Origin of the sequence: Pseudoalteromonas rubra (assembly GCF_000238295.3) — a bacterium.
In the GTDB taxonomy this organism is placed as follows: domain Bacteria; phylum Pseudomonadota; class Gammaproteobacteria; order Enterobacterales; family Alteromonadaceae; genus Pseudoalteromonas; species Pseudoalteromonas rubra.
The window spans coordinates 348,415-372,190 of sequence record NZ_AHCD03000034.1; the positions used below are offsets into that span (position 1 = coordinate 348,415).

Sequence of the window (23,776 nt, forward strand, 5' to 3'; positions counted from 1 at the left end):
CAATGCAATTTCCTAACCTTGAAAAAGTAAAGCAGCAGCCAGACGTAGCCGCCGCTTTATCAAACTACTCACCTAAGTTCACAGACTGCATACTGACTATTTTGCACCACGAAGGGGCTTTTCGTCGTGACGGAGGTCTGAACAACCATGCCAGTGATCGTGGTGGCCTTACTAAATATGGAATTAGCCAAAAAGCCTATCCTCGCCTGGACATACGAAACCTGGATCTAACCAAAGCAGTGCGCCTTTATTACCGAGATTACTGGGAGCCGATGCAATGCGACCATGTGCCCACAGGACTGGCATTAATGCTGCTGGACGGTGCAGTTCAGCATGGTGTTGATGGTATGACCCGTATGGTACAAGGCACTGTAAGCGCAGCTATTGATGGCCTATTTGGCTCACTGACCTTAAAAGCTGTACTGGGAAAAATGCCAAGCCAGCTTATCACTGGACTACTGGCAGAGCGCAGCCGGTTGTACTTCGGCATTTGCCAGGATGACCCGACGCAACGGATCAATCTAAACGGCTGGTTCAATCGCCTGGCCCAGGTAACTGAACGCTGCTTTACCACACTGGCCAGCGATTACCTTAGCACACTAACTAGCCGTGCATATGGAGGACCAGAGCATGGACATAGCTGATAAAGCACAAGTGATCCGTGATCAGGAATTAGAACGCGCCCTCAACGAAAACCGAGCTCACTTTGTGGGAGAGGATTTGGACTTTCTGCACTGCCTGGAATGCGGCGCAGAAATTCCACCTGAGCGCCGAGCAGCCATCCACCGCTGCAAATTGTGCATTGACTGCCAGACCAGGCAAGAAGCCCAAGCCAGACACTATAGGAAATCCTGATGGAATTTTTAATTGAATGGTGGAAGCAAATGGTCGCCGCTGGTGTGGTTATCGTAGGCGCAGGTTCCATAGCCTGGTTAAGAGCAACGTTCGTGAGTCGAGTAAAGCACGATGAACTTGAGCAACGGATAAGCGCCGTAGAACGTCGCGTTGAAGATATGCCCAGCGTTGAGGACTTTCACGGACTAGAAAAAAGTTTACTGGAAGTGGGCGGCAAAATCGACGCGCTATCTCCACAACTTGGTGACCTTAAACGAGTTACCGATTTACTAATGGAAAACGAACTACGAGGAACCAGAAATGCCGAATGATCTGAATTTGGATTTAACACCAACCGAAACCGGGCGCATGGATTACGACGCGACGAAAGTTATTTATCAGCTACAGGAGTGGCATGCCAGCCGTGTAGACCAGCTAAACACGGTTGTTCAATCACCAAAAAGCACAAGCATTCAAATTGGTGATATCGAACTGACAACCGCCAGAGAAACAGGTGCTTTCAAAGCCGGTGTTAGTTTAGCGCTTACTTTGCTTGGCACCTTGCCCATTCACGTTAAAGAGCCTGAGGACTAACATCATGCCAATTGCACAAGTACAAGCCGAACATCAGCGGCTAACCATTCTCATTGCTCTGAATGAGTCCCCGGACTACGGAGCCAATACCAGCATGTTATCTGACGTATTAGCTCAGTTTGCTTTGGGCTGTAGCCAGGACCAGTTGAAGACGTTGCTTAACTGGCTTGAGCAAAATGGCTATGTCTCTTTGGAAAGACTCACTGAAAACACTTGGATTGCCAAAATCACACGTTCAGGCATTGATGTTGCCGAAGGTGTGAGCGTTGTTCCTGGCATCAAACGTCCCGGCCCCCGGAGCCACCCATGACGGAGACTGTACGCAGGGGTAAGCCCAGCAAAATTGATGAGTTACCGGACGAAATCAAAAAGAAGCTGGATGAAATGCTACGCGACAGCGGCAATAGTCAGGCTGATATCTTAATTGCTATTAACGGCCTTATTCTGGAAGCTGGATTAGATGAAGAAGCGACAATCAGCCGATCGGGCCTGAGCAGGCATGCACAAAAACATGAGGCCATTGCAAAGCACTTGCGCGAGACACGCGCTGCAACGGTTGCACTAACCGCAGAGCTGGGAGACAAGCCAACCGGCGAAGTAACCAAGCTGATACTTGAAATGGCCAGGACTCAGCTTTTTAAAGCAATGCAGCAGCAAATGTTGAACCCTGAGTCTGATGCTGCGGTTGACCTGGACACCATCAAAGAAGCCATGTTGGCTGTCCAAAGGCTCGAATCTGCCGCGGATCGCAATCACAAGCGCGAACAGGAGATCCGCAAAGCATTTGCTGAAGAGGCTGCGGCCAAAGCTGAAGAATCGGCGGTTAAGGCCGGTATGACGGCGGAATCAGTATCTGAAATCAAGAAGTCAATTTTGGGGATTGTCTAGTGATGCAAACAAATAGCATGGTTGAACAGGTATCCGCTGAGCTGTCTTTATTCAATCCTGACGAAGTTTTACTGGGATACCAGAAGCGATGGATTGCCGATGAATCGGTGCTCAAAATAGCGGAGAAAAGCAGGCGGACCGGTTTGACCTGGGCAGAGGCTGCCGATGCGGTTTTATGCGCAGCTACGGCCCGCAGTGACAACGGCTGTAACCACTTTTATGTGGGTTCTAACAAAGAGATGGCAAGAGAGTTTATTGACGCAGCAGCCATGTGGGCCAAGTCATTTAACAAGGCCGCATCTCAGGTCAGTGAAGAAGTGCTGAGAGATGAAGACAAGGAGATCTTGACGTTCGTTATTTACTTCAGATCGGGGTTTAAGATCCAGGCGCTAAGTTCAAACCCTTCGAACTTACGGGGTATGCAAGGCAATGTGACCATTGACGAGGCGGCGTTTCACGAGCGCTTAGCCGAGGTGCTAAAAGCAGCCCTAGCACTGACTATGTGGGGGTCTAAAGTAAGGCTGATCTCAACGCATAATGGCGTAGACAATTTATTCAATGAACTCATTAAAGACAGCCGCGCTGGCAAAAAACGCTACTCCGTACACACCATCACTATTTTAGATGCCTGCCGCGAAGGTCTTTACCAGCGTATTTGCCAGATTAAGAAAAAGCCCTGGAGCCAGGAACAGGAAGACCAGTGGATTGAGGATTTACTGAATGACACGGCCAGCGAAGCGGATGCACGAGAAGAGTATTTTTGTGAGCCCAAACAAGGTGGCGGTAACTACGTGCCCCGCGCACTGATTGAAATGGCCATGAGCAAAGACATACCCATTGTGTGCTACATTGCCGCAGACGACTTTATGTCCAGGAGCGAACTGGCACAACGCGCAGAAATAGATGCATTTTGCCAGGAACAGTTAGACCCCTTGCTAACGAAGCTGGATACCAGCCTGAACCATAGCTTTGGTGAAGACTTTGCCCGCCGAGGAGACTTAACCGTATTCGTACCGCTTGAAATATCCCGAGACCTGTCGAAACGTGTGCCATTTTTAGTTGAACTGACCAACCTGACTTACGACATGCAGCGGGCTGTGATGCTGCACCTGACCACCAGATTGCCCCGCCTTCAGGGGCTGGCGTTTGACGCCACCGGTAATGGCGGGTATCTCGCGGAAGCAGCAGCACTGCACTTTGGCACCGAAATGGTCGACCAGGTGATGCTGAATGAACCCTGGTATCGCGAGTGGATGCCAAAACTTAAAGCAGAGTTTGAAGACCGCAATATCACCATCCCTAAACACCAGGACGTACTGGACGATCTGCAAAAGATCTCTGTTCGCAACGGCACGCCAAAAATTGATAAAGGCAGCGATAAGGGCAGCGATGGCAGGCAAAGACACGGTGACTTTGCTGTGGGTCTGGCTATGGCCATTCGTGCCGCCTGGATGGAAGGCAGCGCAATTGAGTTTACCCCGCTGCCCGACAAACACAGTTCAAACAACGATTCAATTTACGACGACCTTGGTGCATACCAGGGCGCTGGCTGCTGGTAGGAGTATGTATGGCCATAGTTGATATAAACGGCGATCCGCTAACACTTGAGCGCCTTGAAGGCTCACAGATTGAGGATAACAGCCAGATTGGCATGTTGCTTAAGCAGTATGCAACACACCCAAGCCAGGGCTTAACCCCAGCCAAACTCGCGACCCTTTTGGCCGAAAGTGAGCAAGGTAACTTAGCGGCCATGGCAGACCTAGCCAAAGACATGGAAGACAAAGACGCACACTTATTGTGTGAGATTGGCAAACGCCGCCGGGCGCTACTTGGCCTTAACTGGCAGGTTAAGCCTCCCAGGAACCCGAGCAAGGCAGAAGAACAAGATGCTGACCGCCTGAGCGAGATTTTAGAAGACGCCACCTGGTTTACTGATCTTATTTACGACCTAAGCGACGGAATTTTAAAAGGGTTTGCCGCAACAGAACTGCAGTGGGAATATATTGAATCGCAACATGTGATCACTGGCTATGAATTCATTGATCAGAACGTGTTTACCACCCCTCATGGTGATCACAATAACCTACGCCTTAACAACGGCACGCAAGACGGTGAAGCCCTGAACGCGTTTGGCTGGGCATTACATAAGCACCGTTCTAAGTCGGGCTATGTACACAGGGCCGGACTCGCCACGGTACTGGCATGGCCATTTCTATTTAAGAACTACTCAATCAGGGATTTGGCTGAGTTCCTAGAAATTTACGGCTTACCATTACGACTGGGTAAGTACCCCAGCGGCGCAAGTCAGGATGAAAAAAACACTCTGCTAAAGGCGGTGCTGTCGATTGGGCACAATGCAGGCGGGATCATCCCCAGAGGTATGGACATAGAATTTCAGAACGCGGCCCAGGGCCAGTCTGATCCATTTGAGGCCATGATACGCTGGTGTGAGCAGAGCCAGAGTAAAGCCATTTTAGGTGGTACGCTCACCAGCCAGGCAGATGGCAAGTCCAGCACCAATGCGCTGGGTAACATTCACATGGAGGCCCGTAAGGATTTGACTGAATCTGATGCCCGGCAGCTGGAACAAACGCTCACACGCGATGTGCTATACCCCATGCACGCACTGAGCAGCAAAAGCTACTCCGGCAACAGACGCATGCCCAGAGTGGTACTTGAGACTACGGAGTCTGAAGACATTGCCAAGCTGGCTCCCGCAATTCAGGTGCTGGTTGAAACAGGTGTAAAAATCCCAGAGAACTGGGCGAACGATAAGCTTCAAATCCCGGTGCCAGACAAAGATGAGCCTATTCTACGCCCGGTGTCAGCTCAGCCTGCCGGGTTACCAGCAGCGGCCCTGAGTACATCAGTCGCAGCACTCACCACAGCATTTAAAGACCGCACCGCGCAACAAGAGCTGGACACTGCACTGGATGCCATCACCAGTGGCAATATGCGCGAGGAATACAAGGCTACGCTTCAGCCGCTCCTGGATAAACTCAACCAGAGCGAGGAACTGGCCGCCATTGAGCTGGCAGAGCTATACCCCACACTGGACCAGGACAGCCTGACCGAGATGTTAACCAGGCTGTTTTTTGTCAGCGAACTGTGGGGCATGATCAATGAGTAAGCGCGCGTCATTATCTATCGCATTCGACAAATCACCAGCGGATGCCGTTGCCTATTTTCGTTCTAAGGGTTATCAAATTTCGGACGAATGGCACGATATGCTGTTGGATGCACACGCACGAGCTTTTACCGTAGCCCGTGCCAGCTCTATGGATGTATTAGAAGCGATCCGGAAAAAGGTGGATGCCGCTATAGCGGGTGGCCTGACGCCTAAGCAGTTTCGAGATGAGTTAACCCCTGAGCTGCAAAAGCTCGGTTGGTGGGGCAAAACCAAAAACGATCAAGGCGATGATGTTCAACTGGGCAGCCCCTACAGATTGAACACCATTTACCGCACCAATGTACAAACCGCCTACATGGCCGGGCGCTATCGCCGCCTGCTGGCCCGCGCCAAAACCCACCCGTACTGGCAGTATGTGGCCATTGACGACGGGCAAACACGGCCAGAGCATACACGCCTCAATGGCCGGGTGTTTAGATATGACGATCCTATCTGGCAAACCATATTCCCACCCAACGGCTGGGGTTGTCGTTGTCGCGTTCGGGCACTGACAGAGGCACAAGTTAAAGCGCGCGGTTTGACCGTCGAAGATGGCAGCAACTATGTGCAGCCGTTTGTAGCCGAGATTACCAGCCGCGAATCTGGCGAGGTTAAGAACGTACCGCACGCCCGCGTAAATCTGCCCGATGGTGACGTGATGACACCAGATTTAGGCTGGGCCTATTCACCTGGTCAAAGCACCTTCGGTACAGATATGGCTGTTGCTCAAAAGCTGGGGAAAGTCGAAGATGCGGAGCTTAGAGCTGAAACTATCCAGGCGTTGAATAATAGTGATGCCAGGCACAAGGCGTTTGAAGGCTGGGTAAGCCGAAGCATCGAGCGCGTAAACCGCTATCATACAGCACGCCAGGCTAACGACATCGAGGGACTGCGTGCAAATGGCCCCCGACCACAGCACAAGACCGTGCTTTCATTTTTAGATGATCGGATTAACCAACAACTGTTGGACCAGAACATAGATCCTGCTCGTGTATTAGTACTCTCTGAACGGGCACTCGCACACGCGCACAGTGAAAAACATTTGGCAAGTAATACAGCACTCAACCTAGAAGAATACCAGCGACTTAGCGACTGGATTAATGACCAGGCAACTCAGGTATTGTGGGAGCCAGCAAAGCGTGAGGTGTTGTACATAGTTAACCAGGGCACACAGTCCATTAAGGTTGTTGTACGCTTTGACAATGACCAGGATACTTTTATCAATGTGTTTAAAGTACCAAGTTTCGCGATTGAGCAAGGAATTGCGGGTGGTCTTTATCAGGTTTGGCGGTAGGGTGAGACTCGAACTCACATCATGTACGCATCGCATACAACCGTTACCCGTTGGAAACACTACCACCAATACTGATTATTAATCAGCCAGAATAAAAAAGCCAGCATAACGCTGGCCATATCAAGGGATGATGCCAAGGCATCCATTAAACCCTAGACCATGAGGTGAGCATGTCAAAAATATCTGTATTAACCCAGGGCAACGCCGCCCAGGTACTGGCCGAGATAGCCGACAAGTTTAACGACCTGAGCGACCCCATGAACGAAATAGCCGCAATCATGGAGGGTGCAGCAGAAGACGCGTTTGCTGAAGAGCGCAGCCCAGTAACCGGCGAGCCTTGGCCCACCCTCAGTGAAAACTATCTGAAGAACAACCCCAAACGCGTTGGCGGTCAAATGCTCCAGGTCAGCGCGGGCGGCCTGGCTGCCAGCATTGCCGCAGACAGTGGCAAACTCTGGGCAGAGATTGGCAGTAACAAACCTTATGCCGCCATCCACAACTTCGGTGGCCTGCCCGACATGGCTCCAGGACCGGCCGCTATTCCCCAACGTGAATACCTGGGCGTAAGCCAGGAAGATGAAGGCGACATTCTCGCAGTGCTGGAGTCATTTTTGCTCGAAAACTAAAAACGCCGTCAGCGCCCTGTGACGCGCTTTGAGCATCTCAGTGGCTACCGTTGGGTGTTACAACAGCAGATAAGCGCTTTAAACCCGTTTCGAAACGTTTCTAACCCACATAGATCAACTTTAAGTTGCTTTTTAATTGCAATATCACTCACACCATTTGTAATCTAAGAACTAAGACATAGTTCAAGGACCCAAAATGAATAATGTAATTTACTCTCCCTCATGTACACCCAAGAATGATATTGGCAATACCTTCTCTGCCACAAAGTTGGAAAACCTTCAGCCATCAAAGTTAGCAGCAATGAAAGGCTACTTGTTTTGCCCTGGATGTTTCGTACAAGCTGGCTTTGTATCCAGAGGTAAAAATGGGAGCTCTCCTCATTTCAGGTCGATACACCAACTGGTAAACGGCAAAACGTGCCCTGAGAAAAGTAATGAAGTGGAACGAATTGATGGAGATAAGCCACGCCCAGTTGACGAGTTACGTAATGAAGAAAATATATTCGTAATTGATTTCAACTTTGGCACTACAGATGGAGAAATTAAACCTAATAAACCAATAGATACAGATGATATCCCTCCAAGACTAAGGGGCAATTACAGAAAATTTGGTGAGTCCGGCTCTGTTGGTAAGAGCGAATGGTCACGGCGCTTAAGCACAATGTTGCGCGCGGTATTTGATAACCCAGACTTTCTGAAAGAAGCAAACAAGATAAAAGTCTTTGGCAAGTTGCAAACTATGTCTGAAGTTTTTTTCCATGCCAGCCGAGTTGTTAACAATCTTAACCATAACAGGCCCCCTGCCTTTTACTACGGTATGATTGTAGATGCGATAGATGAAGGAGGGACGGTTTGGCTTAATATTGGCCACAGCAAGGACGAGCTATCCATACCAATCGACAAAAAAATATTCCAGGTACTGATGAAACGGTACGCTATCAGCCCAGCAGAAGAAGGTCAGTTCAAAGATATTGTTGGGTGCCAGTTTCTGTTATATGGGTGGTACAATACCTCTAAACAGAAACCGCACTACTTATCACTATATGAGAAAGCGAGCGCTTATATTGCGTTACGCCAAAGCTAATCCGTCATCTCACAGGGTTTCACTATGACAACAGACACATCAGAATCAAAACTTGAAAAGTACTTCATGGTTGGTATAGCCGTGTTTTGCGCGCTAGTTTTTGCTGGGCTATGCCTATACTACGCGTTCCGCTTTACTAACTTCTTCCCATACGCCCCTCCAATTGACGAAGCATCTATTAGCAAGTTAAGAGGTGATTTTGGTGTGATGGGTGATTTCTTTGGCGGGATCCTGAACCCAATACTAGCCTTCAGCACCGTCCTGCTATTGGTAATATCTTTGCGCGTTCAAATAAAAGAGCTTCGTGCGACCACCAGAGAAATAGCAGCGGCAACAGAAGCGCATAAAGACCAAGTAGAAATTGCACAGCTACAGCTTGAAGAGAGCCGGGCTAACCTGCAAGTAGCGCAGGAGCAGCTTAGACTATCTAAAGAGAGGGAAAAGAATGCTCGTGATGAATTAGAAGCATCACAATTACAAAAAAGCACCGAAGCCAAAAAGCTGGCGAAAATTGAATCTTCATCAGAACTTATAGGAACTTTAGATGGTTACTTCAATCATCTAGAAAAACTCTACTCGCGACCTATAAGGCCTAGTGGGCGTCAAGATGGATTGCAATCGCTTCAGAGCTGTAGACCTCAAGATAAAATGGGTTTCTATAAGCTTATATTTACCGAAAGTGACTATGAAGGTTTAAGGAGTTCCTACTCTGAATTACCAATCATATTCATAAACATGACTGACTGTTTAACTAAAATCCACCAACTGGGTATTGTTTCACATCATACTGTCCAGTACTACTACACTCAATTGGATGTTATGTGTTATCAGGAGTTGGTTTACTTCAAAATGTATAGCGATGAAAACACTCTCAGGATCCTTAATGAAAAAAAAGGAAAAATTGCTAGCATCTTAGTTGATTCATATACATCTGAGATTTTGAATATAAACTCTGGCAGCCAAGTTACGTAACTCTTTTATTAATCTAGTTTAAAATACTCCCTCAGACCCAACCGACATACTGGCATCAAGTTTAATGAAGCGTGCCAGTATGTATGCCATACCCCAACCTTGACAATAAAAACCTAGGGTTAGCTGTTTGCAGCCTGGTTAGTACACCAGGTGCGGATGGTATTAGCCCTCGTGTATTAATCATCCCTGATGGCCAGTTCTCTAGTCAGGATGGCCGCCCGCACGATGTGCCAGGCGGAAAATGGTTGATGGACGAAACCGCCTTTGGCTACCTGACACACTCCGCATCACTGCGCCCAAATGATTATTTGTTCGACTACGACCACCAAACCATGTTCAAAGCGCAAAATGGTAAGCCCGCCCCGGCATCAGGCTGGTTCGGCTCCGATGGCCTTGAATATGTACCTGATGAAGGCGTATACGCACTGAATGTACGCTGGACACCCGCCGCATATAAACAGCTACTAGACAAAGAATATCGCTATGTCAGCCCGGTGTTTGTATATGACAGCGAGACTGGCCGCCCCATCGCTTTGCTACATGTTGCCTTAACCAATGACCCAGCCGTGTTGGGTATGGACGAGGTAGCCGTTTTAAACACCCATCTAAATACACTCTTAGGAGCACCAACAATGAATGAAGCGCAAAAGCTACTCAAGGCGCTGGGAATTACTGTGGACGGTGATGTTACCGGTGACCACATTGCCCAAGGCACGAGCAAGATAGAAACACTCCAGCAGCAGTCATCAAAAGCCGCAGAAAAAGACACGCAAATTGCAGCCCTGAACACACAGCTTCAGCAGGCTCAGGCAGCGAAACCGGCAGCGGTTGATCTCTCAAAATTTGTGCCTGTCGAAACATACAACGCCTTGCTGACTAACTTTGCGGCGCTAAACACACAGCATCAGGGAGTCAGTATCGAAAGTACGATCGATAAAGCCAAAGCAGATGGCCGGGTGATAGAAGCGGAAGTGGATTACCTCAAGCAGCTGGGTGATCAGCAAGGGCTTGCAGCCCTTAACACCATCCTGGACGCCCGCTCACCCATTGCCGCATTGACCACTCAGCAAACCACTCAGATCAAATTGCCTGACGGTAAAAAAACGGGGGTTGCAGCTTTGAGCACCGAAGACAAATACGCAGCTGACCAACTCGGTATCAGCTACAAAGATTACGCAAAATTGAAAGAGGATGACCAATAATGGCCATTGTTACTCCTGCACTTATTACATCACTGTTTACCGGCTTCAAAAAGAACTTTGAAGATGGTAAGTCGGAAGCTGACCCACAATACATGAAGATAGCGACTGTCATTACATCAACAACTAAATCCAACACCTATGGGTGGCTGGGGAAATTCCCAAGCCTCAAAAAGTGGGTTGGCCCGCGTACGATTGAGAATATGAAGGCGCATGCCTATACGATCATTAATGAGGATTATGAATCCACGGTAGGGGTAGACAAAAACGACATCGAAGACGATGAACTCGGTATCTACGCACCAATTTTTAAAGAAATGGGTTCTGCGGCTGCGATCCATCCGGATGAGTCTTGCTTCCCTCTATTGCCATTGGGATTCTCCAATCTATGTTATGACGGCCAAAATTATTTTGATACAGATCACCCCGTCGCAGAAAAAGCAGATGGCACCGGAACAATCACTTCAGTAGCAAACATGACCGAAGATCCAGGCTATACAGGTGAGCCATGGTTTGTTCTGGATACATCAAAAGCCATCAAGCCGATCATCTTTCAGGAACGTAAAAAGCCCCAGCTCGTATCCATGAACAAGGTCGATGATGAAGCCGTCTTTATGAGTAAACAGTTTCGTTATGGCGTTGACTGTCGCGATGCTGCCGGTTTCGGGTTCTGGCAAATGGCGTATGCCAACAAACGGGCATTAACTCCTGACAACCTGTGGGACAGCATCAGCAAAATGCGTGAGTTTAAAGCGGATGGTGGCAGAAAGCTGGGTATTAAACCCACATTGCTTGTGGTTCCAGCAGGTATGGAAAAGCAAGCCACACGGATGCTAGAACGCGAGTTAGATTCCAATAGCTCCAACGAACTCAAAGGTCGCCTCGAATTATTGGTGGCTGACTACCTATAAACCCCATGGCCCGGCACGGGTCATTACTCAACAGGACGGAAAATGAAATGGCTAATCAACCTATTCAGCATGTGTGTATCGTCTCTCAGCAACCGGATGGCTATCGCCGCGCTGGCATTACCCTCACGCGAGGAGAGAACAAACACCAGGTCACAGAGTCACAGCTTGAAGCACTTAAAGCAGACTCACGCCTCACGGTGCAAATTGTGTCGGCGGATGAAGGTGCAAATGCGACACCACACCTGGAGCCAGGAAGTATGGGCAGCACTATAAAACTGGACCTGAGCAACGCCCCTGACGAACTGGCTCACATCATTGCTGCTATCCACGAGCTAAAGCCATCCAAAAAGCCCACTTTGGATGAATTAGCGTTTGAAGTGGATGGCGTTGACGGTGAGCAAAAGCCGACTGCTCAGCAGCGTGATGATGCCTGGTCCTGGTATCAAGCCCATATTGTAAGCGCGGAGTAATACGCATGTACGCAACCGCCGACGATATGAAAACTCGGTTTAACGACCAGGATTTAATCCTACTGACCGAACGTGAGAACAGCGCACCAGGTGAAGTTGATATGGTGGTATTAACTCAGTCGCTAGTAGACGCCAGCGCTGAAATAAATGCCTACCTGTCTGGCCGCTATACGCTCCCGCTGAGCACAGTGCCTACGGCACTGGTAAGAGTATGTTGCGATATCGCTCGCTACTTTTTAAGTGGTGATGGCGCACCGGAGCACATTCAGCAGCGTTACCAGGACGCCATCAAGTTCTTGCAGTCCGTTAACCAGGGCAAAGTGTCTTTGGGAATTGATAGCCAGGGCGACAAAGCTACAACCAACGACACAGCACATATCGAGTCGGCGGGTAGCGTATTCGCGCGCAACAAGTCAACGGGGTTCATCTGATGTTCGAGATTGACCAGGACTACCTGGCAGCGGGCCCATTGCTGGACACAGCACTAAGCGCGGTGGAAGACATTCGACATGTGCAGCATGTGAATGACCTGGCAGAGATAGACAAACCCGCACACACACCGTGCCTGTTCTATGTCTATTACGGCGACCAACTGGCGGAAACGGCCCATGCTGGTGCAAATGTTCAGCTAAAGCAAACTTGGCTGGTCATCCTAGCCGAACGCAAAGGCAGTAAATCTGCTGGCCAGAACCTGGCGGCAACCATTCGCGCGGTGGCAGGCAAAATGACCGGCCCAGCTGGTCCCTGGCAACGCGTAAACACCCCAATCAAACCGAGATACACAAGTGGCCATGCGTTTTATCCGCTGGCCTTTACCTGTCAAATGAGATTTAAAGGAGCACTGTAATGAGTGGCTTATTAGTAGCGGGCAATTTCTTTATTGACCGATTAAATTCACAAGGCCAGAGCCTGGGTATTTTTGGCCCTATCAACATGACCAAACTAACAGTAAAAACGGATGCAGATACCGTTACCAGAACATCAAAGAAAAAGCAGAGCTACGGGCAAGCACTGGATGATGTGAAAATCGCTAAACCTGCGGAAGTCGCGTGCGAGTTTGACGACCAGCCAGCCGAGCTGCTGGCTCTGGCACTTATGGGTAAAGTGACGGCGCTAAACGAAGGCAGCGGCACCGTAACAGATGAAGCCAAAACCTTACCCGCGAACCAAGGCTGGCTGGAACTGGGCCATAAGAACCTGGCCACCGATGGATTAGTTGTAAAGCAAGGTGCCACACAGCTGGCACTCGGGGCCGATTTTGAAGTCAATTATGCACTCGGCATGATCCGTTCAGTTGAAGGTGGTGCAGTGGCAGCCGGTGGCAGCATTACAGTGACCTACCAGCACAACGCCCGAAGCGGCAAAACCATTGAAGGCGGCATGGAATCGCAGGTCCGGGCCCGTATTTTTGGTGAAGGCACAAACCTGGCAAATGGCAAAGCCATCGAGCTGGAGATTTTCGATGCTTCAATGATGCCTGATAAAGAGATCGACTTTGCGGCCAGTGAATTTGTCAGCGGCGGACTCTCCGGCACCGCCAAGCTTCCTCAGGGGAAAACGTCCCCGTTCACGTACACCGAGTTAGACGCATAGTTCCCATTGGGGCCTCGGCCCCTTTTTCACTATTTAAAAAACCTTTTAAGACTGAGTAAATGGCATGGCAGATAAAACACTACAGTTAGCACTCAGAGTTGTAGCTGAAGCAACCGGCAAACAAAATATCGAACAGCTCGTAACTGAGTTGCGACATATCGAACAAACCGCTGAAGCCGCTGCCCCGGCCACTGAGCAGCTAGCCAGCCAGTTTGATAACGCCGCCACCTCAGCAACAAAAACCAGTGCTACAGCCGGTGATTTAGCCAACGAGTTGGATAAACTCGGTGATCAACAGGACGCAATCCGCAGTTTTGAACAATCCAGAACCGAGCTGGACCAACAGGCCATTGCAACCGCAGCAGCCACCCAGGCACTTGAAGAGTTTCGGCGCGAAACTAAAAGTGCCAGTCAACCTACCGACGAGCTGAGTCGTAAGGTTGAGCAGGCAGAAAAATCGCTGGCTGAGATGCGTGACGAGCTGACCAGGCAAACAACAAAACATGCGGCGCTACAGCAGGAGCTGCGACGCTCCGGCATAGATGTTAATAACCTCAGGGTCGCCAAGCGCGAGCTGGGTGCCCAGTTTAATAAAGCAGGTAAGTCGGTAGACCAATTCACTCAGGACTTACGCCAGGGAAATGCAGCCCAACAGGCACACGCCGCCAGCTTGAGCAATGTGGCGGGCAAAGTAGCAGCATTGGCCACTGCTTATTTTGGGTTAGATCAGGTTGGCCAGGCCGTACGTTCGGTTTTCGAAACTGGCGACAAATTCGAAAAGCTTCAGGTGCAGATGAATGGCCTGATGGGCAGTATTTCCCAGGGCGACCAGGCAACCAAATGGATTGCGCAATTTACTAAAAATACCCCATTGCAACTGGGCGAAGTTAGCCAGGCGTTTGTGAAACTAAAGGCGTTTGGGCTCGACCCTATGGATGGCACGCTACAGGCCATCACAGATAGCGCATTAAAACTGGGTGGCGGCTATCAGGAGGTCGAGGGGATCAGCCTGGCACTGGGCCAAGCCTGGGCCAAGCAAAAGTTACAAGGAGAAGAGATCCTCCAGCTGGTCGAACGTGGTGTGCCAGTCTGGGATATGCTGCAAAACGTCACTGGTCAAAACGTTGAAGAGCTACAAAAATTAGCCAGCGCAGGAAAGCTCGGCCGTGACGTTATAAAACAACTTATCGACGAAATGGGCCGCACCAGCGCCGGAAGTGCCGCTGCACAAATGGCCCTGTTCAGTGGCCAGGTTTCCAATGCAAAAGATAACATTGAGCAATTCTATAATCTGATTGCTCAGTCCGGCGCTATGGACTGGCTCAAAGCGCAGCTCACAGAATTAAACACCCAGTTTGCCGAGATGGCCGCTGACGGCCGATTACAGGAATGGGCGCAGTCAGCCAGTGATGCCATCGTCAACGCAGGCACGGTCATCAAAAACACCATCACCACACTCTACGAATTTCGGGAGGAAATCGGTTTTGTGGCCAAAGCCTGGCTGGCATTAAAGATAGGCTCATATTTCAGTAACGTAGTGTCGGGCGCTGTTGCCGCCACCCGCGCATTCACCACATATAAAACAGCCATTACGTCTGCGACCGTTGCCACACAGGCCGCTACGGTCGCAACCACTAAATGGAGAAATGCACTCGGCTTTATTGTTCGTGGTGGTCTTTATACAGCACTCATAAATGAGCTGGTTAATGTGGGTGTTGAGTACAACAACCTCCTGACCATTGAGGCCCAAGTAGAAAAAAGCCGACGCGCCGCGCAGCTGACAGCCGCAGAACTGGCAGCGGAATACCAGTCCATCAGTGAGAAAACGGGTGTACTGGTTACGAATATGGAAGAGCTTGAAGCGGCCCTGGGTAACGGAACCATTGCCTGGAATGAGCAGCTGGGCATTTATGAAGGTGTAGCCAAAAAACAACAAGAACTGGCCGAAGCAGCACAACAATCAGCGGAGGCCGAACGCCAGCGCGCTGAGTTTTTACGGCTTACCGTGCCTGAAGCACTCAAGGTGATTGAGACGCTGGAGTCTCAGAGCCAGAGCCTGAACGGCGTGCGTGATGGCGTTGACGGCTTTATACAATCACTCGAATCCGCGCGCACTGCACTACAGGAGGCGGGAGACGAATATTCACAACAAATAGTCCTCATTGATGAGTTAAAGGGCAGATTTGAAGAACACAATAAAAGCCTAGAGCGACAAGCCTATTTATCTAATAACCTGAGCGAAGCCTATAAAAAGCTGGGCCTGGAAAGCAGTGAAGCACTCAAAAAGTCGGCCACCGAATTACAGGGTGCGTTTGAACTGATCCAGCAAAGTAATGAACCAATAGCGCTGCAACAGGCTGCATTTTTAAAATGGGCTGATTCGGCAGTCAAGGCTGCCGAAGCTACTGGTGAGGTTGTGCCAGCCAGCGTTAAAGCTGCGGCTGCGGCCCTTGGCCTGACCAAAGAGCTGGAAAAACTGATTGAAAAAGCCAATCAGCTCAAACCGGCTACCGACGGCAACAGCGAAGCCGTAGAGCGTTATACCAACGCTCTGAATAAAACACGCGCGGCTATGGAGAATAACAAAAAAATCCTGGAAAGCTCGACCGCAACGGCCAAGCAAAAAGAAGCTGCTCAAACCGCACTAAATAAGCAGGCAGGCATTGCCATCCAGCAAGAAACGGACCTGGCCAAAGTGCGAGAGCTGGAAACCATGAAAGCCAGGGAACTGATGGTTGAACAGCGCAAGCTAGAGCAGGAATTGGCGCAGCTCAACCAGCAATACAAGACCGGTGCGATAAATGCCCAGGATTACCAGGATAAACAAGACCGGGTGAATGGTGTTCTGAAGGTCGTAAATAATCTGCTGGGTGATGTGAAAAACGCCCAGGATGCCGCCACCAATGCAACTCAGAAAGGCACTCAATCAACCCTAGCCGCAACCCAAGCTAATCAGCAGCACGTTGATAGCCTACGCGCCCAACAAAATGCACTTACAGAGGTAGGAAAAAGTGCGACCCTGGCCGCAGGTGAACTGGAAAGTTACTGGAAAGTCAGCGCCAGGTCGTCCGCAAGTGCGTCTAATTCAGGCAGCTATCGAGACGACCGGCCAACGGTTGAAACCATCGTTGATTACAACGAGCAGAACCCCAATGCTTATAACTTCAGTAGCCGGGAAGTTAAAGCTGAGGAAGCCCGCCGGGACAGCGCACAGCTAAGAGACCAACAATATGCCCGCTTTGAGCGTGATATTAAAAACGCCAAATCACGCAATCAGCTCAATGAAATTTACAACAAAATATTTAACCAGCTAAATCACCTGGAACAAGAACAGCGTATAGCCCTGGGCGAACTGATTAAACAGCAAAAAGAGGCATTAAACAAAGCTCCGGCCCAAAGTTCAACAACGCCGCAAGCGTCCCCGCAAAATGCTGCGCCCGCATCAGTTGAAGCTCCTTCGTCAATACGCTACAGCCGGATTTACCAATCTCCAGAGAGCTTCAGCCAGACTAACCGTACCCAATCATCTGGCAGTGGCGATTTAGCTACGGCCGTTAATAACCTGGTGAAGCTGCTTACCAACCAGAACAGCGGCAAGACCATCAAACTCGACCTCGCTTTACCAGGAGGCAACCAGGCAGAAATCAGCGCCACTGTCACCGAGCAGGTTTTGAATGAATTAGAGCAATTGAGCTTAGTACAATGATTGAGATTAACGGAACACTGTTAGAGCAGTTCGTTTGGACTGACGAATTTAATTATCTGGCTGTTACGGAGCAGTCGGAACGCGCGCTCAATGGCGCAACACACACAGAGAAAACAGCCATCCCCGTTGGCCGACCCATTACGCTCCAGAGCGACTTAGAAAGCGCCACTATATACAAGGCGCTTTTCGAACATGCCAAGGGCACACTAACTGACTTTCCTATCTCCATACGTGGCACGGATTACCAGGTAATGTGGGACCACAGCCAGCAACCAGTCACCGGCACCCCGGTTGCTCTGTTCTCTGACGCCGAGTCCGAGCATTTTCAAGACGTAATCCTCAAACTAAAAACGGTGTAATAATGCTAAGAACTGACCTTAAAATATTTCTGCCAGAACGGCTAGGCAACGAACCCAATGCCGGTGGCCACCGAACAAACACGCCCCTGACCAACGGCAAATTAAACGAAGTATTTACTTCTATCAGCGACGTAGACTATGCACGCAGCGCATTTGAATTAGTCAAACTCTACCCGGCAGTTGCAACCGGTGATGACAGCCGGTTACAGGATGCCAGGATATTTCTGAGTGACCAACCGACTGATCCACTCTTAACAACTTTACTTGTTCAGTCCAGTCAGTTGCAGGATACCAGCCTATTATCGGGAATGATGGATATGTTGGCCGCTGCTAAGTTCCACGGGCTGGCATCTGCAACTAGTGCAATTACCGCTGAGAGCCAGGAAATTAAAGTTGATAGGGTACACGCGAACCTGGCTCCAACTACATCACGCCGTATCGACCACACAGGTGTAAAACCACCCGTTGAAACATCCGGGTATAAAATTGTTCGCCAGCAAAGTTATGGCCGCCTTTACAACATCAGCATTGATGTGCCAGATCTGGTTTCAGGACGTCCATATTTTTATGGTACTTATCAGAAGTACGATTATGACTTACGTAAGTACATTACCGCGACATTAACGCAAGATCAGTTTGTAATAAATGGCACCACCATCACCAATAAAACCATATTAAGTAGTCCAATAAAGTATGGTGAATTCTTCAACCTGCATTATCTCCCGGCCGAGTTTTACCGGTTTCACGATTTTGTTTTAGATGGCTCTACGTTAACGCTCGGACCCGGTGAACGAGTCGAGCCTAAAACGGTTTGGATTAAAATCCCAGACAGCTACGGCACAATCATAGACAACGGTAAAGGGGAGCTAATCATCTCCGGTCGCCTGGTTGCAACGATTGACTATGACACGGGTGTACTCAACGCAATGGAGCCCATTGAATTTGATGCGGCAGGACGCAATCTAGGGGCGATTATTCGAACTAAGCCGATTACTATTCGAACCTTACAGTTCGCTCTGGACCAAAGCGCAATACCTGAGACTTTGTATATACGCTGTAAAAGTACTCAAGGCACTGACCTGAGTGCATCATGTGACGCGCAGGGAGTCATAACTGGCGAAGGCATAACCGGGTCACTGGGTGCCACCTCTTTGGTAACTCTATCATTTAATGTTGATGTACTACCAGATAGTGTTAGCTACGATTATGCGGATTTAATCTATGAGCCCGTGCCAACACCGCCAGGCGGGATTGACCGTTCAAAATTGCCGGGCAATGGCATAGTACCAATATTCCACGCTAACAACCTTGTCAGCATTCAGAGTCGAGAGCGGACATCACACCCTAACCTGAGTAATGGGCAGGTTATCAATGCCATTGTTGACGCTGACTGGGTAGACATCCTGGATGGTAACGGCGCAAGCCTGTACTCCGCAGACGATAGCAACTATAGCTACGACCGCCAGAATGGAACAGTAACTATAAAGCCGGGCATCACAGTGTTTTCGCCGCCTTACATCATTACCACCATACAGTCTGAGCTGGCCATGGTGGCGGATATAGACGCAACCACACTGCAAACACTCATCCCGATTAAACGCACATACCCAGCGGGCTCGACCATATCCAGTGTATACATGCTGGAGGACCTGCAAGCCAAAAGCGTGGACGAAAGAACCCTAGCGGCATGGCAAAACAATTACGAGGATTCCGGCACACCGGCATCTAACAGCATTAACACAACCCAATATCCTGTTGAGCTCACCAATATCGGTTGTATCAGTCAGCGCTGGGCCATTGTGTTTACCAGTGATGGATATGATGTAATTGGCGAGTATGTGGGCAAAATTTACTCTGGCGTCACTGCCGAAGACTGTGCGCCAATTAACCCGTTTACGGCATCGCCGTATTTCATTCTGCGCAAAGAAGCTATTGGGAATGGTTTGAACCCTGGGGAGGCGTTTCTATTCACCACCCAATCAGCTGCAAGGCCAGTCATGACCACACGGTCAGTGTCACCCGGCCATTCGAATATCGAACAAGATAGTTCAACAATTGCGTTTTGGGGGAGTGTGTAATGCCAAAATCAGTGAGTATATACCGTTGGGATGATGAGGGTGCCCCCCAGTTCTCTACCGGAAAGTACAGTGAAATCATATCCATATTAGATGCATGTCTAGTCCAGGGTTATGGAACAAAGCCGGGTTTAGGTTGGACAAAACTATTCAATGAAACAGCCGCGTGTGGTTATTCCAATGCTACTGGTGGGTGTGCTGTTTTTAGCAGTAATACAGGGCTTGATGATAATAAAGGTGTCTATGTCCAGGCAGCGCAAAGTGCAACAAGTAGCGCAAATATTGTAAGAGGCGGCTGGAAACAAAGCATCAAAGTTTTTCCTGACCACAATATCAACTGGATGATATTAGGCACAGATACCGCTGTGTATGTTTTTTTTGGCTATGTTGCTCAGTATGCACTTTCATCCCAGAAATATGTTGCTTCCTGTTTTATTGGCAACCTGTCGAACGCCCTAACGAGCGATGCAGGAAAGTTTATTGCTGTCTGTTCTTTTGTGGATGAAGATTTGAGCCTTGAAACATCATCAAGCATTGGTCTCCGAGTGGGGCGGAATATCGAATATCTGAACGATATGCCCAGAAGCAGTCTGAAAGGGATTAAGGTGTACGATACAGATGCCGCTGGAGAGTTTTCCTTTTACGAACCAAACACATCCTTCCTACCCGTTACTGGCGACTCAAAAAACAATTTGGGCCCAATTTCAAGTAACTATCTCGTCGGTGTAACGCTGACAGCCATTGAGCATGAAACAGCAAAAGACCGTCACGGAGAGCTCGTTACCGCAAGCGCTACAAGGCCAGCGTGCAGGGGCGCATTTCCAGGTCTTTATAGTACTTTTTGCGCGCATCCAAATGACGTATTTTGGCCCTCGTTTGTCAATTATGGTGGACAAAAACATCTAGTCTTGAGGGTCACTTCAACAAATAGAGCATCTAAATTGGTACTGTCTACGGAGGTTTGGGATGACTAACAACCTGTTCTCAGGAAATACTGAGCCTTCAGGGTATCTGAGCTATTCCGGTAATAGTGTTACTTTTGTAGAACTGGCGAACGTTGCTACATCTCTCCCAATTCTTGTTGAGCCAGGAAAAATTTACCGTGTAACGCCTGATGGAGGGACCGCAAGCCGGTTTCGTCTCAGGGAAAATTTAGAAGGTGGCGCGTCACGTGCAAATGCTTCCGTTGCGGACGGAAATTGGACTGAGCATTTCTACGTTGCTGGGGCGGATGTTGTAACTGTCGAGATTTATTATAAAAACACAACGGACACTGCGACTGGTTTAGTCTTTGTTGAGGCTGAGGCGAAACCCATAGAGGCAACAGGGTTTGTAGGCAGCATAGGAGCGCCAAACCTCATTCCTGCATTCGCGGCTCGATTAGAGTTAGATTTGGATAAAAAGGCTGAAAGGGTCATATTGTTTGACAGGCAGTCTGGTGAAATGTTGGATCACTTCTTCGTTAAGCCAATGAGTTCAGCGTCTGTTGATGGCTATCTTGTCAACGTTACGCTGCCCGTAAAGTATTCTTTAGGTCCATCTGTAACCTGTGTGCTCTTCGATGACAATTTGGATTATTCAGGGGCTGTGATGGATGGGATCCAATGTGACGTAACAGACCTATCATCATGACTTCATTGGTATTGCGTTTAAATGCCAGGTATCAGGGGCCGCGCTCAGCTGTTAAAGTCAGATTTGTTAGCGACCTTGAACTGACGCTGATAGGCAATTATATTGAGAGCGGATGGGCGGCAATCAGTGACATAGCGCATGAGGCTGAGTTAATTACAAATACAACAGGCTCTGTTGCACAAGTCTGTCAAACAAATCATGCGCGCCAGCGTTGTATAGAGCAGCATTTTGACACTCAATATCTAAGCGCAATAAATACAGGGCTGCTTTGCACTGCATTCTATTCAAAGACATTGATTATGGCTGAGCACTGCACCTCGCCGTACACAAGAGCCCTTGAGGAAAAGCAATACTTTATAAGCGCCTATTCTGTGGCTGATACTGTGCGTCAAACAGTTTCGAATTCTTATATAAGTAAAGGCCAGTACACGCTAATACACACCAACATCACCTGGACACCTGCACAATTAAGAGGTGCCAGCGCTCTAGTGCGCTACGGCCCATCGCAGTCAACATACATTTGTAGATTCACAGCACACCCGAAAAACGGGTATGTGAAGCTCAGTTTTGTTAACCAGTCCGCAAACCTAAAAACAAAAATACGCTTCTCTCCCCCTTCACATACATGCTACTGGACGCTTCCAGGTGGCACTGTACGTTCGGGTGATGACCTCCCGACAATCGACCGAAAAATACCCATTGAGCCTCAGATACAAAGGGCATACATAATGCAACCTACAATTACCTGTAAACGTTTATCCGATAATCAGGATATTCTCATCACTGCACTCAGCCACTCGTTTGAGCGTGGCCAGTTTGCTGCAACTGGGTCAATTAAGTTTTGCAGCCGAATCGACATGGAGCGCGCGTTAGGCCAGGAACTGCTAGTCACCATTAATGGCTATGAATACGTGGTGATATGCGAGCAACCAAGTACAAGTAGTAAATTTGGTTCTGTCAGTTTCAGCGCGTCGATACGTGGCCGATTTGCAATGCTATCTGCACCGTATGCGCGCGAAATAAATTACACAAACCCGACAGCCAAGACACTGGCTGGTGTTATGTCCGACGTACTGACAAATTCAGGTTGGTCTTTAGACAATCAGATGGTTGATTACGCGATCCCCAAAGGCGCATTCAGTTACAGAGGGCTCACGCCTGCCGGGGCGCTGCTACGAATAGCGCAAAGTGTCGGCGGAATTCTAGATTTCGATGGCATAACAAAAACGGTATCCGTAATTCCGGAGTGGCCTGTCTCACCCTGGGACACAGACAACGCAGTGTGTGACATCATCCTAAATGACTCACTCATATTGGAGAACAACACCAGACAAACGGTTAATCTGGAACACACTGCTGTTTTTGTACGCGGTGAGCAACAAGGTGTGGCGTGTAAGATCAAGCGCTCGGGGACGTTGGGCGATCAATATGCCCATGACGTGGTGGATTCCCTGATAACGGATAAGCAGGCTGCCCGTCAACGCGGCACCTGCGAACTCGCTAGGAGCGGCAACAAGCAAATATCCGAGATCCGCACAAAGTTAACAGCTGAACTACCACCCATCAGACCAGGTATGCTGATCGGTATTCGATATTCCGATTCTCTTTATAAGGCAACCTGTGACAGTGCCAGCATAAGTGCCTCAATCAATACACAAGGTGCAATTACTGTTAACCAAAGCATCAGGGTGGTAGCAAATGTCTAATCTATTAAGTCGCCTAGGCGCAGTCTTGGGCAGTACACGCCGCAGTATTGTAAAGGTTATCCAGGTGAATACGGATGGTACAACTCTCGTCCAACACAGCGATGGAACACAGAGCACAGTCCTGGGCGATAGTGTCGTTAGTGGGAGTGCATACATCGAGAATGATCGCATCACAGGCCCAGCGCCGGACCTACCGTATAGTGAGATTGAGGTGTGATTATTTGAAAAGTTGTTTAACTATTTTAAAAATTGATTTTTCGCAGTTTTCGCGCAATTGGCGCTAAGTTTTCGCGCGCGGCATCAGCCTGAACCTGAAGAAAACCTCGGCGTTGTTCATCAGAAGAGATACCTTGATATGTGGTTACATAGATGCACAGGGCGAAAATAACTTAATTCGTCGCTTGGCAGTGATTGTCAGATCGATGTGCCATTCATACCACTGTGTCGCGTGTGAGTAGTTACCGCATCAAGTACGGGATGACGGTGGTGTGGGCTTTGTGATCGGGTAGTTATACAACTTTTTTAAATCACACATAGCAAAAAACCCGCTGCATTGCTGCAAAGGGTTTGACGTACATGGAAGTACGAATGTCGATGATATTCATGGATGAATTAAGTGCAAAGTACAATGACAGCGAGCAACGCGAGTACATTTACTTTGCGC

24 protein-coding genes are annotated in these 23,776 nt (G+C 49.0%); all 24 read left to right on the top strand.

Translation table 11 applies throughout. The features are described 5' to 3' along the window. Positions 1 to 2: 2 nt before the first annotated feature. The 24 genes from PRUB_RS10900 (at position 3) to PRUB_RS11015 (ending at position 23,112) form a co-directional block, all read left to right on the top strand. Positions 3 to 644 carry a glycoside hydrolase family 108 protein gene (locus tag PRUB_RS10900; protein WP_010385566.1) on the top strand — a complete coding sequence of 214 codons (642 nt, stop codon included), beginning with the start codon at positions 3 to 5 and terminating at the stop codon, positions 642 to 644. Next, positions 631 to 855, top strand: a complete 225-nt coding sequence (locus PRUB_RS10905) for a TraR/DksA C4-type zinc finger protein (RefSeq protein WP_010385565.1) — start codon at positions 631 to 633, stop codon at positions 853 to 855. Before PRUB_RS10900 ends, PRUB_RS10905 begins: the two co-directional genes overlap by 14 nt. Next, complete coding sequence (locus PRUB_RS10910) at positions 855 to 1,166, top strand: DUF2730 family protein (RefSeq protein ID WP_010385564.1); 312 nt, start codon at positions 855 to 857, stop codon at positions 1,164 to 1,166. Before PRUB_RS10905 ends, PRUB_RS10910 begins: the two co-directional genes overlap by 1 nt. Beyond that, entirely contained in the window at positions 1,156 to 1,428 is a 273-nt protein-coding gene (locus tag PRUB_RS10915) for a hypothetical protein (protein ID WP_010385563.1), read from the top strand. Before PRUB_RS10910 ends, PRUB_RS10915 begins: the two co-directional genes overlap by 11 nt. 4 nt (positions 1,429 to 1,432) lie before the next feature. After that, a complete protein-coding gene (locus tag PRUB_RS10920; protein ID WP_010385561.1) occupies positions 1,433 to 1,738 on the top strand; it encodes a VpaChn25_0724 family phage protein in 306 nt (101 codons plus the stop codon). Then, positions 1,735 to 2,316 (top strand): DUF3486 family protein, encoded by a 582-nt coding sequence (locus PRUB_RS10925; protein WP_010385560.1) that lies wholly within the window; start codon positions 1,735 to 1,737, stop codon positions 2,314 to 2,316. Before PRUB_RS10920 ends, PRUB_RS10925 begins: the two co-directional genes overlap by 4 nt. 2 nt (positions 2,317 to 2,318) lie before the next feature. Beyond that, the gene (locus tag PRUB_RS10930) at positions 2,319 to 3,875 is read left to right on the top strand and encodes a terminase large subunit domain-containing protein (RefSeq protein WP_010385558.1); all 1,557 of its coding nucleotides are present in this window, start codon (positions 2,319 to 2,321) and stop codon (positions 3,873 to 3,875) included. Positions 3,876 to 3,883: 8 nt separating this feature from the next. After that, complete coding sequence (locus PRUB_RS10935; protein ID WP_010385557.1) at positions 3,884 to 5,446, top strand: DUF935 domain-containing protein; 1,563 nt, start codon at positions 3,884 to 3,886, stop codon at positions 5,444 to 5,446. Next, entirely contained in the window at positions 5,439 to 6,779 is a 1,341-nt protein-coding gene (locus tag PRUB_RS10940) for a phage head morphogenesis protein (protein WP_010385556.1), read from the top strand. Before PRUB_RS10935 ends, PRUB_RS10940 begins: the two co-directional genes overlap by 8 nt. Positions 6,780 to 6,949: 170 nt before the next feature. Further along, positions 6,950 to 7,405, top strand: a complete 456-nt coding sequence (locus PRUB_RS10945) for a phage virion morphogenesis protein (protein ID WP_010385555.1) — start codon at positions 6,950 to 6,952, stop codon at positions 7,403 to 7,405. Between the two features lie 196 nt (positions 7,406 to 7,601). Beyond that, the gene (locus PRUB_RS10950; protein WP_010385554.1) at positions 7,602 to 8,489 is read left to right on the top strand and encodes a hypothetical protein; all 888 of its coding nucleotides are present in this window, start codon (positions 7,602 to 7,604) and stop codon (positions 8,487 to 8,489) included. Between the two features lie 24 nt (positions 8,490 to 8,513). Continuing rightward, entirely contained in the window at positions 8,514 to 9,461 is a 948-nt protein-coding gene (locus PRUB_RS10955) for a hypothetical protein (protein WP_010385553.1), read from the top strand. Between the two features lie 83 nt (positions 9,462 to 9,544). Next, positions 9,545 to 10,663, top strand: coding sequence for a phage protease (locus PRUB_RS10960; protein ID WP_010385552.1), 1,119 nt, complete (start codon positions 9,545 to 9,547; stop codon positions 10,661 to 10,663). Next, complete coding sequence (locus PRUB_RS10965) at positions 10,663 to 11,571, top strand: Mu-like prophage major head subunit gpT family protein (RefSeq protein ID WP_010385551.1); 909 nt, start codon at positions 10,663 to 10,665, stop codon at positions 11,569 to 11,571. Before PRUB_RS10960 ends, PRUB_RS10965 begins: the two co-directional genes overlap by 1 nt. A 47-nt stretch (positions 11,572 to 11,618) precedes the next feature. Further along, the gene (locus PRUB_RS10970) at positions 11,619 to 12,041 is read left to right on the top strand and encodes an HI1506-related protein (protein WP_010385550.1); all 423 of its coding nucleotides are present in this window, start codon (positions 11,619 to 11,621) and stop codon (positions 12,039 to 12,041) included. Between the two features lie 5 nt (positions 12,042 to 12,046). Beyond that, a complete protein-coding gene (locus PRUB_RS10975) occupies positions 12,047 to 12,472 on the top strand; it encodes a gp436 family protein (RefSeq protein ID WP_010385548.1) in 426 nt (141 codons plus the stop codon). Further along, on the top strand, positions 12,472 to 12,888 hold the full coding sequence (locus PRUB_RS10980; RefSeq protein WP_010385547.1) for a phage tail terminator protein: 417 nt from the start codon (positions 12,472 to 12,474) through the stop codon (positions 12,886 to 12,888). Before PRUB_RS10975 ends, PRUB_RS10980 begins: the two co-directional genes overlap by 1 nt. Continuing rightward, positions 12,888 to 13,634, top strand: coding sequence for a phage tail tube protein (locus tag PRUB_RS10985; RefSeq protein ID WP_010385546.1), 747 nt, complete (start codon positions 12,888 to 12,890; stop codon positions 13,632 to 13,634). The genes PRUB_RS10980 and PRUB_RS10985 overlap by 1 nt, the downstream gene beginning before the upstream one ends. A gap of 64 nt (positions 13,635 to 13,698) precedes the next feature. Then, on the top strand, positions 13,699 to 17,340 hold the full coding sequence (locus tag PRUB_RS10990) for a tape measure protein (RefSeq protein ID WP_010385545.1): 3,642 nt from the start codon (positions 13,699 to 13,701) through the stop codon (positions 17,338 to 17,340). After that, the gene (locus PRUB_RS10995; protein WP_010385544.1) at positions 17,337 to 17,699 is read left to right on the top strand and encodes a hypothetical protein; all 363 of its coding nucleotides are present in this window, start codon (positions 17,337 to 17,339) and stop codon (positions 17,697 to 17,699) included. The genes PRUB_RS10990 and PRUB_RS10995 overlap by 4 nt, the downstream gene beginning before the upstream one ends. 2 nt (positions 17,700 to 17,701) lie before the next feature. Then, on the top strand, positions 17,702 to 19,777 hold the full coding sequence (locus tag PRUB_RS11000; protein ID WP_010385543.1) for a hypothetical protein: 2,076 nt from the start codon (positions 17,702 to 17,704) through the stop codon (positions 19,775 to 19,777). Beyond that, on the top strand, positions 19,777 to 20,748 hold the full coding sequence (locus PRUB_RS11005; RefSeq protein WP_010385542.1) for a hypothetical protein: 972 nt from the start codon (positions 19,777 to 19,779) through the stop codon (positions 20,746 to 20,748). The genes PRUB_RS11000 and PRUB_RS11005 overlap by 1 nt, the downstream gene beginning before the upstream one ends. Continuing rightward, the gene (locus PRUB_RS11010) at positions 20,741 to 21,406 is read left to right on the top strand and encodes a hypothetical protein (RefSeq protein ID WP_010385541.1); all 666 of its coding nucleotides are present in this window, start codon (positions 20,741 to 20,743) and stop codon (positions 21,404 to 21,406) included. Before PRUB_RS11005 ends, PRUB_RS11010 begins: the two co-directional genes overlap by 8 nt. Before the next feature lie 728 nt (positions 21,407 to 22,134). Further along, positions 22,135 to 23,112: a hypothetical protein gene (locus PRUB_RS11015; protein ID WP_155946426.1), complete on the top strand. Its 978-nt coding sequence runs from the start codon at positions 22,135 to 22,137 to the stop codon at positions 23,110 to 23,112. The last annotated feature ends 664 nt before the right edge of the window (positions 23,113 to 23,776 follow it).